Raw genomic sequence first — 12966 nt, forward strand, 5'->3', positions numbered from 1 at the left:
TTTTAGTGAAAAAGGTACAAAAAATGAATATATTACAAATATCTATACAAGCTCCTGGCTATAATTCTGGGGGGACTTTAGGAATTCTTCAGTTTTCTTATGCACTGACTCGGAAGAATAGCGTTACATATATTGGTCCAAAGATAGAAAATACTGATGTTGAGTCTTGGTTTAAGGATACAATATATATGTCCAGAAAGTTGACATTGATTGAAAAAGTAAAATCATTGATGCATCTTCAAGTGGATAAATACTATATTTTATGGAACAAACTTGATATCGACTTTAATGAATATGACCTTATTTATATTGATTTTACAAGATGGGATTTTGTTGTAAAAAGAATAAGAAAATCTGGCTATAAGGGAAAAATCATTGTGAGAGCTCATAATGTAGAAAATGATTATTTACAGGTAGAATATAAATCCGAAAAAAACTTGCCAAGTTTTATCCGTTCAGCTTTAGCGGCTAGCAGAGAAAAATACATGATAGATGAGGCGGATATTGTCTTAGCTATTACACCGGAAGACAAGAAGCGATTGATTGAACTATATGGAACATCTGAAGGAAAAATATATGTGTGTCCGGTAGGCGTGAACTCAGCAAAAAAACGCAGAGAAAATAGAATTAATAAAGAAAAGAAATTGAATTGTCTGATTACCGGATCATTGTGGTTTGGACCAAATGCAGAAGGCACGATTTGGGTATTAAATGAAGTATTTCCAAGAGTAGCTGATATATGTAGGCTGACTATCGCTGGTGCAAATCCAAATGATGAAATTAGAGATGCATGTAAAAAAAAGAATGCAGTTCTTGTAGAATCACCAGAGAGTATGAAACCGTATTTTGAAACAGCTGATATGGTACTTGTACCAATTTTTGAGGGTGGTGGAATGAAGGTGAAGATTGCGGAAGCGATGTCGTATAACCTTCCAGTCGTTACAACGTCACATGGAAAAATTGGCTACAAGATTGTAAATCATATAAACGGTTTTATTTTTGACACTCCAGATGGATTTGCTTCTGGAATCAGAGAGTTTTATCTTATGAATCAGGAGGAAAGAAAACAATTCCTAGACGAAGAATGGAAATTGTATGAACAGAATTATTCATTAGAAGCGATATGTGAAGTCCTGCAAAAGGTAATAGAGAGATAAAGGAGGCAAACAAAATGTATTACAATTATGAGATTCGCATTCTCGAAGAACGCTATCCGCAATTGAACTGCATTACAGAAGATTTGTATGCAGCATATAGATTGATTGAAGAAAGTTATACAAATGGCGGGAAACTACTTGTAGCTGGAAATGGTGGGTCAGCAGCGGATGCAGAGCATATTGTTGGCGAACTGATGAAAGGATTTAAGCTGCCTAGAAAACTTACAAATGAATTTTCAATGAAGTTAATTGAGAAAAACAAAGAACTTGGAACGGTTCTGGCAGAAAATTTACAGAGAGCACTTCCTGCAATTGCATTGGATGGACATCCTGCTTTATCTACAGCATATATGAATGACTGTGAACCGTTGCTTTGCTTTGCACAGCAGGTGAATGGATATGGAAAAGAAGGAGATGTATTTCTGGGAATATCTACAAGTGGGAACAGTAAAAATGTTCTTTATGCTGCAGTGACAGCTCAGGCAAAAGGTATGAAAGTTATTGGTCTAACGGGTGAAAAAGAAAGTAAACTTTCAGCATTAAGTGATGTGTGCATCAGAGTGCCGCAGACAGAAACCTATATGATTCAGGAACTACATATGCCAGTGTATCATTGCTTATGTTTGATGTTGGAAAAATATTTTTTTGGGTGTCAGAATAGTGAGAATGTAAAATGAAAGTAAGAGTTAGCACTATAATAAAAGGGATAATTGTACTACTTCTAGTCATGCAACTAAGTTATGCGAAACTGTTCGGAGGACTTTTACCAATTTTCTCCACAAGCTATATTTCAAATCAACTAGGTATGTTTTTCCTGATATTGATAATAATTAGTGTTGTTTTGTCGGTGACATACTATAACTATAATGGTTTGAAAAATGGAATCCTTATTTTAGATATTGTCCTGATAATTTTGATAGTATGCAATGCAATAATTGTGACGATGGACAAATACCATTGCGGATTGATAAAAGCAGTTGGATATGCTTTGAACTATTTATATGTTTTATTGGCAATTCCAATTTTTAGAATGCTCACAATGAAAAAATGGAAATTAGATGATTATTTGAAGCTGCTAGTGATTCTGTGTGCTGGTTCTTATATTATACGTGGTACTATATCGTTGTATTTCGTTGCGACAGGAATTAATATATGCCCAGCGATTGCACTAGAGGGGGCGGCAGAAAATTGGATAAGAAATGGTATTTTAAGAATCAATCCCCCTTGCTTGAGTTTATTATATTTGCCTGCTGCATTCTGGCTTTTATCAAAAAGTAGCAAGTTCATACAAAAAGTTGAATACATTTTATTGATTGTTCTCGGAGTTGGTTACATGACTGTAATAACGCAGGCACGGTCGATGATGATTTACCAATTTTTTATGTTGATGCTACTGTTTTTACTAAAAAACAAGCCGAATAGTCGAAAAGGAATTGCGGTGATAGTAATTATAGGTGTTATTGTAGTATTATTGATTAATTCACCGGTGGTTAATCAATTAATAGACAGTTTTTCAGCAAAAAACGCTGAAACTGGTGGCTCAACAACGGCTCGTTTTTATGCAATTGCTTACTTTGGAAATATGTTTTTGAAAACACCCTTGAGGGGAATCGGCTTTTGGCTGGACAAAGTTCCCAAACCATTGCCGGTAGGTGATATTTCAGACATTGGACTTCTTAGGAGCGTTTATATGCTTGGAAGTGGTATGATTGTGATTTATCTGGTTATGTTTATCCGAGGATTTTATGTTGCATGGAAAGTTAGAAAGATGGATAGAGATGATTGCCTTCTTGTATTAGGAATGACGCTTTTATTTGTTTTAACGGATATTAATATTGACTGTTTCTGGGATATTTTTGCTTTTGCAGTACCGTTTTATATAGCTACCATTGAATATATTTATAAGAAAAATACACTAGGGAGAATCAATTATGATTAAAGGTAAAGAAAAAGTCAAGCAGAGACTGAATAAATGCTTGTCGAATGTGATAAAGTTGAACTATAGGTTGATTCGCCGTATGAAAAAGAACTCTCAGGACTTTTTTATGACAGAAACATGTAAATGTGTTCAGGATAGCAGATATCAAATTGCATTTCGTATGATGCCGAACGATAATTGCGAGAAATATAGCTTGAGTTATTCGCAGAAAGATTTCTATGCAATTGTGTTGCAGGGACCAATACGTGCAGAAGACGATTTCACAGTTGAAACGATTAAATATTATAAGAGAGCTTATCCGCAGGCATTGATTGTTGTTTCTACATGGAAGGACGAAAATCCATCTGATATAAAAAAAATTCAGGATTGCGGAGTAGAATTGGTACTGTGTGATAAACCAAAAAAAACAGGATCGTTAATGGTTAATTACCAGCTGACAAATTCTTTGGCTGGAATAAAAAGAGCAGAAGAGTTGGGAGCAAAATATATTGCAAAAACTAGAACAGATCAACGAGTAAACAAAGCTCATGTATTTGAATATCTGACAGGATTGATGGACTCATTTCCTCATAGTAACAGTCGAAAGAAAAGAATTGTTACACTGTCGATGAATTATGGCAATCTTTTTTATCCATATCTTATTAGTGATTTCTTCTATTATGGAGCGACAGCGGATATGTTGAATTTATTTAGCATACCGTTGGACAACCGTGATAGAATTGTTGCCATTAAGGAGCTGGCAACAAGAAGAGAATTTTCGGAGAAAGAAATAGCACCAGAAGTTTATATTATCAAGGAATACCTACGGAAGCTTGGATATAAATGTGATAATAGTGTTAGGGATTATTGGAATAGTGTCAAAAATGAAATGATATGTGTGGGACAAAAGGATCTGGATTTGATTTGGCCTAAGTATGAAGATAAATACAGACTTCATCATTGTTATGGCGATTACTATGAGGATGATTCAAAAGAAAAAATGAAGACGGAGAATTTTGATTTTGTAAATTGGTTGAATCTTTATTCTGGAACATTAGAGTATAAATCTGAATATGAAAAATATGCAGATGTGGTTTTTAAGTAAAAACGGGGGAATAATATGCAGAAAAAATGTAGGCTGTTGATTCCAAGTGCAAAGATTGTACCTCAGGAATTACAGAAATTGGGGAAACTTCCAGCTGTAATCTATCCTATAAATCAGAGGATAACTTTTGATTATATTTACGAAAAGTATGGGGAGGATTGTGCTGGTATCGATGTTATCTGTTACGAAAATGCAGATAAGATAGAGCGACGCTTAAAAAAGCTGATAGATAGTAATGCGCTACAGTTGATCAAACTGCCAGAGCTTAGAGATTTAGGCTATACAATATGGTTTGCTTTGCAGAACAGGGTAGATCCTATTATTATAAATTTTGCGGATACGATTGTGCTGGATTCTATTTCTAAAATTGAGGGAGATGCTTTTTTCTGTCAGGAAGATTATATGACAGATACATGGACATATTTTGATGAGAAAGAAGGCATGATCACCAATATCTATGATAAAGATTGCGCCAATGAGGAGATGAAGAAAAAACTTTTTGTTGGGATTTTTAAAATCATGGATGTGGTGGAATTTAAGAAATGCTTGGAAGCGGCATTCGAAAATACCAACAGTAGTATTAGTTCCTTCTACTATGCTCTCCAGCTTTATAGTAAAAGCCATCCTATGACTCCTGTTTTAACAGAAAACTGGTTTGATATTGGACATGCAGATAGGTATTATAATTCTAAACTGGAAGTAAAAGCGAGAGAGTTCAATCACATTACGGTTGATAAGAATCGTGGGATTTTAAGAAAGACAAGCGATGATAAGGATAAATTTATCGGTGAAATTAAATGGTATTTAAAGTTGCCGGCAGATGTTGAGTATGTCAGGCCTAGAATTTTTAATTATTCGACATCTTATGTTAACCCATATGTTTCTATGGAATATTATGCATATCATACCGTCCACGAGTTGTTCCTCTATGGTGATTTGACATTACAACAATGGATAGACATCTTTAATCGAATTCGCTTTGTGTGTGATGATTTTAAACGCTATACAGTGCAAGATGCCAATATTCGTCCGGCCTTGGAAGAAATGTATCTGACAAAAACTCTGCAGCGTTTTGAAAAAATGAAAAAAGATGAGCGTTTTATAACGTTTTTTGAGTCACCGATCGTAGTGAATGGGGAACGATACCTTCCTTTGAATGAAATTATTATAACATTGGAAAAGGCAATACCGGAGATGCTGTATGATGTAGATACGTTCAATATCATTCATGGAGATTTGTGTTTTGCTAATATTATGGTGGATTCAAACTTTTCGTTTATTAAGGTAATTGACCCGCGCGGAAAGTTTGGTACCTATGATATTTATGGCGATTTCCGATACGAACTTGCAAAACTGTTTCATAGTGTGGATGGAAAATACGATTTTATTATAAAAGACCTTTTCGATCTTGACTATAATTCGGAGACAGCTTGTATTAATTATCGAATTCAAAATCGTAAGAGAGATTTCAATCTATATAAAGTCTTCTTAGATACGTTTTCTGCTGAAGTCGGTGGCGATTTGAAAAAGATTGAACTGATAGAAGCTCTTCTTTTCTTGAGCATGATTCCGTTACATGGTGAAAGCATTAGACATCAGATGGCAATGCTTGGAACAGGATTAGAAATATTGAATCGTGTGATTGATATAAAGGAGTCCGTATGAAGGTGGAAAGAGAAAGGTCTTTAAATTATGATCTCTTAAGAATATTAGCGATGTTGATGATAGTTTGTTTTCATTATTGCATACATGGAAATGGCGAACAAATTTTTTCAACATCATTTTCGATTCAACAAGTTATCTCATATACATTTGGATCTTGGGGCTTAGTAGGAGTGACTTGCTTTTTTATGATTTCTGCTTGGTTTATGCAGAATCGAGAAACCATCTCAATATCAAAATGGCTGAATTTATATGTGAAGGTTGTTATTGTTTTCTTGATGTGCTTATTGATAGCTAGGAGCTTGGGAGAAAATATTTCAGCTAGAACATTGCTAGAAGCTATATTATCTCCTTTAAACAGCTCATATTGGTATGTAACGGCCTATATGGTGTTGATGTTATTTGTGCCTTGGTTGAACCTGATAATTAGATGCTGTAAGGATAAAAACTTATTGACAATTACATCTGTTTCTTGCTTCATATGTTTTATACTGACACCAATTTTTAATTTTGTAGGAGGCAAGACAGGTACATCAACAGTTTTCATGGCAATTTCATTGTATTTAGTTACAGCATGTATAAAGAAAAAACTAATTCCAAATAAAGTAAATACAACGAAATTGCTGTTTTCCTTTCTACTAGTGGTATCTATAGAAAGCGGATTGTCATTGTTTGCCAGCATGACTGGAATGGTAAAAATAAGTAGCCATATATATGATTTAGTGGATATATATAGCCCGATTCCAGTTATTTTGGGAATAATGACATTCATATGGTTTTCAGAACAAAGCATACAAATCGGAAAGATTAAATATATCGGGGGGATACGAAAGATTGCAAAACATACTTTTTCGATATATTTGCTTCACGAAAATCCCAATTTCAGATATTTAATTTGGGATAAAGTTTTTAGAATTGACAGCATGTATTATAATCCAGCGTGGAAATATTTGCTGCACATGTTTTTGGTTGTTGTATTGATTTATGTTACAGGGATTATCGTGGATATTATTGTGTCTGCAATATGTGATCATTTTTGTAAATTAAAATCGATAACGAACATTTGTAGGATTGCAGATAATTATCTTAATTTGAAGGAGAAGAATAATGTTTGAAGAATATTCATTTGTTTTTGACATAGATGGCACGTTATGTCCGATAAAAAGAAAGGATGAGAAATATGAGGACTTAGTTCCGTATAAAGAGATGGTAGAAAAACTGAGATTTTATCATGACAATGGTGCGAGAATTGTTTTATTTACATCTCGAAATATGAATTCCTACAACGGAAATATTGGACTAATCAATAAAAATACTGCGAAAGTATTGTTGTCATGGTTAGATAAGTGGGAAATTCCGTATGATGAGATATTATATGGTAAGCCATGGCCAGGGCATAAAGGATTTTATGTCGATGACAGAACAGTGCGTCCAGATGAATTTCTTAAGTATAATGTTGAAGAGTTAAACGAAATTTGTAACAATTCAAAATGCAAAGGAGAATAATAGAAAATGAAATTAAAGCAGATTATTCAAAGGATTATCTATCCTAACAGATATTCATCAGAGGCATTGATAAAGCATATCCGATCGGGTGGGGGCAAAGTAGGAGAGAACGTTGTTATTTTTGGAAGTAGTTCGGTATATATTGATGAAGCTTTTCAATATATATCAATAGGAGATAATGTAAGCATTACAAGAGATGTAATAATACTTGCCCATGATTGGAGTTACAGCGTATTGGAGAGGATAGAAGAACCTGTTTCGTTGCGACCTCAAAGATTTACAACCATTGGTAACAATGTGTTTATTGGAATGCGGAGCATAATTCTCCAAGGAACAACGATAGGAGACAACGTTATAATTGGAGCAGGTTCAGTGGTATCTGGCAAGGTGGAGTCAAATTCAGTATATGCAGGTAATCCGGCAAGAAAGATATGTTCGCTCAATGAACATAAAGATAAATTGGCAAATAGATTTCCAGGGTACGCTGCTGCATATGCAAAAGGATTTCAGATAAAGAATAACCGTTTACCAACTAATGAGGAAATGGTGATTTATTCCACTCTTATTTCTGGATGCGAAGATGCCTATAATGGAGTTAATAAAGAAATATTGAAAAATTTTAAAAAATACAAATCTGTACAGGAATTGATTGAAATGAACATGGAGGAATAAGTGCCATGAATATTATAATTACAATGGCTGGTTTAGGAAGCCGCTTCCGCAAGGCGGGATACAACTGTCCGAAATATATGATTGAAGCTAAGGGAAAAACGCTATTTGATTGGTCGATGGACAGTTTGATTGACTATAATAAAAATGTCAACAGATATGTGTTTGTTGTTAGAGCAGAGGACGATGCTTCAGAATTTATAAAAACGCATTGTGCGTCATATGGAATTCATGATGTGAAAATTGTTGAGCTGGATCATATGACGGATGGACAGGCGACGACTTGTATGCTGGCAATTCCTTATTGTGACGTGAATTCGTCTATTATGGTATATAATATCGATACTTATGTGGAACCCAATGAAATGAAATATGAGGATATTTCAGGAGATGGACACATTCCGTGCTTTCATGCGGATGGAGAGCATTGGAGTTTTGTGAAACTGAATTCGGAAGGAAAAGCTGTAGAAGTACGAGAAAAGAAGCGTATCTCTGATAATTGTACATTGGGTGCTTATTATTTCTCATCCGCTAAATTGTATAAGGAACTCTATGAAGAGTATTATGCAGATGAGAGTCATTTAGAGAAAAACGAGAAGTATATTGCTCCTCTTTACAATTTTATGATTGAAAAAGGCATGTCTGTAACAATTAGCATCGTTGATGCCAAGAAGGTTCATGTCTTGGGAACTCCGGAAGAGTTAAAGGCATTTTTACATGAGAATTGAAATAATAGTGAAAATATATAGAAGGGGATAAAGCGATTGACTTCTACTTTATTAATGGAACGTACGTGGTAAGCGATAAAAATAGATGTGCTGGTGATGGAATTACAAAAAAGATTGTAGTTGGATCTGGAAGCTGGATTGGTGCAGATAGCGTTATTATGCCAAGGGTTAGAATTGGAAAAGGCGTGATAGTTGGAGCAGGCTCATTGGTAGTATCAGATTTGGAAGATAATGCGATTTATATTGGAAGACCGGCGCATTTGCATAGGAAATTATAAAAGAGGCAGAAAAGAATGAACATAGGCAAAACAAATGACATATTTTCGCAGATAAAAAATAAATATTCAGGAATGTCAGTGCCTGTTAAGGCAGCATTTTGGTTCACAGTTTGCAATTTCTTGCAGCGTGGGATAAGTATGATAACTACTCCGATTTTTACGAGAATGTTATCAACAGATGAATATGGACTGTATAGCACCTACTTGTCATGGGAAACCGTATTAGCAATGGTTGTTACATTGAGCCTGTATAAAGCAATGATGAATTTATATGTAAAATATGACAATCAGGAAAAAATACTATCTGCGTTATGTGGATTGGAATTGCTTTTGTCACTTATCTGGTTGGGGATAGGAATTGTATTTCGGAAACCTTTATCTAACTTGTTGCAATTACCAGAGCAATTGGTGTGCTGCCTGTTTGTAAGCTTTATTTTTCAGGCTGTTTTTCAATGCTGGTCACTATATAAAAGATATGTTTATGATTATAGAACACTTGTATTTACTACGCTTATATCTACTGCTGGTTCTGCTATTTTGGGTGTTGTTACGGTGGCATTTGTCAGTCCAACTGCCGAATCAAGAGTTATTTCCAGCACATTTGTTACAATGATAATTGGAATCGTTCTATATGCATCGATATTTAAGAATGGAAAAAGTTTTTGTGATAAAAAGGTCTGGCTGTTTTCATTAGGTTTCTGTATTCCGCTGATGCCACATTATTTATCCGAGTTTGTTTTGCAGAGTTCAGATAAAATTATGATCAACTATCTTTGTGGCACAAGCGATGTTGCGCTTTATAGTATAGCATATTCTGCTGGAAGTTTGATTAATTTGATTACAGGTGCAATCAATTCAACATTTGCCCCATATCAGTATCAGAAAATCAAAGCTGGAGAATATGAATTGCTAGCGAAACGGGCGAATCAGGTCTTACTTTTTGTTGGAGTAATGTTGGCTGGAATCATGTTGTTCAGCAGAGAAATTGTGTTGGTTTTCGGCGGTGTCAAATATATCGAGAGCGTTGATGTAATAATTCCAATCTGTATTGGAGTTTATTTCAACTATATGTTTCAGCTTTTTGCTAGAGTCCAGGAATATTATGAGAGAAAATTAACGATAGTAATTCCATCAATCCTTTGTGCCATATTGAACCTGATATTGAATTATATATTTATAAAGCTTTGTGGATATCAGGCGGCTGCTTATACGACATTTATATGCTATGCAATATTTTGTTTGATTCACTATTATTTTTACAAAAAGGTATGCAAAGAAGTTTTAAATGGTCAAAGACTGTACGATGGAAAAGGTATACTTTGGATATCTATAGGCGTAACAATCATTGGCATAGCAGTTGCATTTATTAACCATTTCTTATGGTTAAAATACAGCATAATTATTGCAATATTGATTCTTTTGATTGTGAAAAGACATACGGTTATAAATATTGTTAAGAATATGATTGGAAAGGAAAAATAACGATGAAGTTAATGGATTTTAGCGATGATTGCAGGGAACTTTCATTCTTATCGCTTGGCAAAGAGATTGGATATAGGATGAATATGAAAATAAGAAAAGCAAATGTAAGTGATTTTCAACAACAACCAACACATCCAAATGATGAGGGGGGGGTATCGGACTCTGAACAGAGACTAATAGAAATAATATCACAGGAGCGTCCGTTGATGATTGCACGGTTTGGAAGTGTTGAATTAGCTGCTTTTGTGAATTATCTACAAGTCTCAGGAAAACTGAGGGATTCAGCAGATTACTCATTGGCAAAATACTTGAAAGATGAGTGCTTTCCCAATTGGTATTCAATAGCAACGAGAACAAGCTTATCGAGACAGGCTGGCTTTTTTCCATGTACAAATGAAATGCTGACAAACTGGGGAAATCTAGTTTTGAATGATATTAAGGAACTCGATGTTTTGCTCACATGGTTGGGTGGAGAAAAAAATATAAAATCGTATCTGAATGGTTGCGAACGGATTTATAATTCCTATATCTACTTTCCGTTCCTATTTGCTAATCCATGGACGGCAGTATTGAAAAACAAAAAGGTTTTGGTTATTTCTCCCTTCGCAGAAACGATTGAGAGTCAATACGAGAAAAGAAAAAAGTTGTTTAAGGATCAAACAGTTCTGCCACAATTTGATCTTAAAACGATTAAGGCATACAATGTATTGGGCGGGGTCAATCCATATCCTAATATTTCAAATTGGTTTGACGCACTTGAAGACATGAAACGACAAATTGATGAAAACGATTTTGATATAGCGCTTATAGGATGCGGGGCTTATGCGTTTAATCTGGCGGCGCATGTCAAACGAAAAGGGAAAAAAGGGATAACACTTTGCGGCGGTTTGCAAACATTATTTGGAATCTATGGAGCAAGACACGAAGAGGATTTCAAAAAATTTGGCATATTAAATGAATACTGGGTAAGGCCAAGAAGCAATGAAAGACCAAGTGGCTTTCAAAATGTCGAAAATGGAGCATATTGGTAAGATATACATAACAGATTGAGAAAGGATATTCAGCGTGATGCTGAAAGAATATTATGAAAACAGTTATTATGGCCGGAGGGCGAGGAACTCGAATATCTGAATTATTCCCTGATATTCCGAAACCTTTGATTCCGATTGAAGGCATTCCGGTTCTTGAACGAGAGCTTATCTCGTTGAGAAATCAGGGATTTAAGGATATCATTATGACAGTTTCCCATATGGGAGACAAAATCATGAACCATTTTGGAGATGGCTCTAAACTTGGGGTTGAGATTCAGTACTACAATGAAATCACACCGCTCGGAAACGCTGGTGCACTTTTTAAGCTGCGAGAGCAACTTGGGGATGAACCGTTCCTACTTTTGAATGCAGATGCCGTTTTTGATGTTGATTTCAATCGAATGGTCAGATTCCATCAGCAATATGGTGGATTGGTGACATTGTTTACCCATCCCAATAACCATCCGTATGATAGCGGGCTCATCATTGCGGAAAAAGATATGTCAGTTAAATCTTGGCTGGCGAAGGAGGATGTTCGCCCGACATATTATAAAAACAGAGTCAATGCAGGCCTGCATGTGATTGATCCTAAAGGCCTTGATATGGTGGCAATTGATACAGATAAAATCGGCACTGTGGACAAGACGACGGGGAAAACTGTAAAAGTTGATTTGGATCGTCAGCTTCTGAAACCGCTGGCGGGAACCGGTAAGATGTTCTGCTATGATTCGCCAGAGTATGTAAAGGATATGGGAACACCAGATCGCTTCCATCAGGTGGAAGAAGATTTCAAAGCAGGAAGAGTATCGGCTAAGAACCTTTCTAATAAGCAAAAAGCTGTGTTCCTTGACCGAGATGGTACAATCAATAAATATGTTGGTTTCCTTAGAAATATTAATGACTTTGAGTTGATTGATGGTGTGGCAGAGGCAATCAAGAAAATCAATGCGTCCGGTTATCTTGCAATTGTAGTCACAAATCAGCCTGTTATTGCTAGAGGAGAGGTGACGTTCCAAGAACTGGAAGAGATCCATAATAAGATGGAAACAGAACTCGGCTTGCAGGGAGCTTACCTTGATGCAATCTATTATTGCCCTCATCATCCACACAAGGGATATGAAGGTGAAGTTCCAGAGCTGAAGATTGAATGTGATTGTCGCAAACCGAAGCCGGGAATGTTGATGAATGCTGCTTGCGATTATAATATCGATTTGAGCCAGAGCTATATGATTGGTGATGGTGAGAACGATATTAAAGCTGGATTGGCGGCCGGATGCAAAGCAATTCTGGTTAACGGAGCCGGAACAGATGCTAAGAACGAAGATTTTGGACAGGTAGACACACTGTCCTCTGTACTGGAGTTCGTAGACAAGTATTTGCGTTGAGAAAAGTCTAGAAGAATTTTTGGGTTTAATTAAATTGCGAGTACA

Annotated in this window: 13 protein-coding genes; all 13 read left to right on the top strand. The window is 35.6% G+C overall.

Features of this window, described 5'->3' with window-relative positions; translation table 11 throughout:
- Positions 1-23: 23 nt before the first annotated feature.
- The 13 genes from KQI66_RS07550 (at position 24) to gmhB (ending at position 12921) form a co-directional block, all read left to right on the top strand.
- Entirely contained in the window at positions 24-1157 is a 1134-nt protein-coding gene (locus KQI66_RS07550; protein WP_216428247.1) for a glycosyltransferase family 4 protein, read from the top strand.
- A 14-nt stretch (positions 1158-1171) separates the two neighbouring features.
- Positions 1172-1834 (top strand): D-sedoheptulose-7-phosphate isomerase, encoded by a 663-nt coding sequence (locus tag KQI66_RS07555; protein WP_216428249.1) that lies wholly within the window; start codon positions 1172-1174, stop codon positions 1832-1834.
- Positions 1831-3096 (top strand): O-antigen ligase family protein, encoded by a 1266-nt coding sequence (locus KQI66_RS07560; RefSeq protein WP_216428250.1) that lies wholly within the window; start codon positions 1831-1833, stop codon positions 3094-3096. Before KQI66_RS07555 ends, KQI66_RS07560 begins: the two co-directional genes overlap by 4 nt.
- Positions 3089-4180 carry a WavE lipopolysaccharide synthesis family protein gene (locus KQI66_RS07565; protein WP_216428251.1) on the top strand — a complete coding sequence of 364 codons (1092 nt, stop codon included), beginning with the start codon at positions 3089-3091 and terminating at the stop codon, positions 4178-4180. The genes KQI66_RS07560 and KQI66_RS07565 overlap by 8 nt, the downstream gene beginning before the upstream one ends.
- Positions 4181-4195: 15 nt before the next feature.
- Positions 4196-5845, top strand: a complete 1650-nt coding sequence (locus KQI66_RS07570) for an aminoglycoside phosphotransferase family protein (RefSeq protein ID WP_216428252.1) — start codon at positions 4196-4198, stop codon at positions 5843-5845.
- Complete coding sequence (locus KQI66_RS07575) at positions 5842-6957, top strand: acyltransferase family protein (protein WP_216428253.1); 1116 nt, start codon at positions 5842-5844, stop codon at positions 6955-6957. Before KQI66_RS07570 ends, KQI66_RS07575 begins: the two co-directional genes overlap by 4 nt.
- Positions 6950-7348 (top strand): capsular biosynthesis protein, encoded by a 399-nt coding sequence (locus tag KQI66_RS07580; protein ID WP_216428254.1) that lies wholly within the window; start codon positions 6950-6952, stop codon positions 7346-7348. Before KQI66_RS07575 ends, KQI66_RS07580 begins: the two co-directional genes overlap by 8 nt.
- 6 nt (positions 7349-7354) lie before the next feature.
- The gene (locus KQI66_RS07585) at positions 7355-8020 is read left to right on the top strand and encodes an acyltransferase (protein ID WP_216428255.1); all 666 of its coding nucleotides are present in this window, start codon (positions 7355-7357) and stop codon (positions 8018-8020) included.
- A gap of 5 nt (positions 8021-8025) precedes the next feature.
- Entirely contained in the window at positions 8026-8745 is a 720-nt protein-coding gene (locus tag KQI66_RS07590) for a glycosyltransferase family 2 protein (protein ID WP_253287706.1), read from the top strand.
- A gap of 65 nt (positions 8746-8810) precedes the next feature.
- A complete protein-coding gene (locus KQI66_RS11300) occupies positions 8811-9023 on the top strand; it encodes an acyltransferase (protein ID WP_216428256.1) in 213 nt (70 codons plus the stop codon).
- A gap of 15 nt (positions 9024-9038) precedes the next feature.
- Positions 9039-10505, top strand: coding sequence for a lipopolysaccharide biosynthesis protein (locus tag KQI66_RS07600; protein ID WP_216428258.1), 1467 nt, complete (start codon positions 9039-9041; stop codon positions 10503-10505).
- 2 nt (positions 10506-10507) lie between these two features.
- Positions 10508-11536, top strand: a complete 1029-nt coding sequence (locus tag KQI66_RS07605; protein WP_216428259.1) for a hypothetical protein — start codon at positions 10508-10510, stop codon at positions 11534-11536.
- A gap of 53 nt (positions 11537-11589) precedes the next feature.
- Positions 11590-12921: a D-glycero-beta-D-manno-heptose 1,7-bisphosphate 7-phosphatase gene (gmhB, locus tag KQI66_RS07610; protein ID WP_216428260.1), complete on the top strand. Its 1332-nt coding sequence runs from the start codon at positions 11590-11592 to the stop codon at positions 12919-12921.
- Positions 12922-12966: the final 45 nt, after the last annotated feature.

The organism is Anaerotignum sp. MSJ-24 (assembly GCF_018918145.1).
In the GTDB taxonomy this organism is placed as follows: Bacteria; Bacillota; Clostridia; order Lachnospirales; family Anaerotignaceae; genus Metalachnospira.

Bases quoted from the DNA above. Each gene is read 5' to 3' on its own strand.
- gmhB (WP_216428260.1), top strand. From the start codon at position 11,590: ATGAAAACAGTTATTATGGCCGGAGGGCGAGGAACTCGAATATCTGAA.
- KQI66_RS07575 (WP_216428253.1), top strand. From the start codon at position 5,842: ATGAAGGTGGAAAGAGAAAGGTCTTTAAATTATGATCTCTTAAGAATA.
- KQI66_RS07550 (WP_216428247.1), top strand. From the start codon at position 24: ATGAATATATTACAAATATCTATACAAGCTCCTGGCTATAATTCTGGG.
- KQI66_RS07555 (WP_216428249.1), top strand. From the start codon at position 1,172: ATGTATTACAATTATGAGATTCGCATTCTCGAAGAACGCTATCCGCAA.
- KQI66_RS07585 (WP_216428255.1), top strand. From the start codon at position 7,355: ATGAAATTAAAGCAGATTATTCAAAGGATTATCTATCCTAACAGATAT.
- KQI66_RS07590 (WP_253287706.1), top strand. From the start codon at position 8,026: ATGAATATTATAATTACAATGGCTGGTTTAGGAAGCCGCTTCCGCAAG.
- KQI66_RS07605 (WP_216428259.1), top strand. From the start codon at position 10,508: ATGAAGTTAATGGATTTTAGCGATGATTGCAGGGAACTTTCATTCTTA.
- KQI66_RS07600 (WP_216428258.1), top strand. From the start codon at position 9,039: ATGAACATAGGCAAAACAAATGACATATTTTCGCAGATAAAAAATAAA.
- KQI66_RS07565 (WP_216428251.1), top strand. From the start codon at position 3,089: ATGATTAAAGGTAAAGAAAAAGTCAAGCAGAGACTGAATAAATGCTTG.
- KQI66_RS07560 (WP_216428250.1), top strand. From the start codon at position 1,831: ATGAAAGTAAGAGTTAGCACTATAATAAAAGGGATAATTGTACTACTT.
- KQI66_RS07580 (WP_216428254.1), top strand. From the start codon at position 6,950: ATGTTTGAAGAATATTCATTTGTTTTTGACATAGATGGCACGTTATGT.
- KQI66_RS07570 (WP_216428252.1), top strand. From the start codon at position 4,196: ATGCAGAAAAAATGTAGGCTGTTGATTCCAAGTGCAAAGATTGTACCT.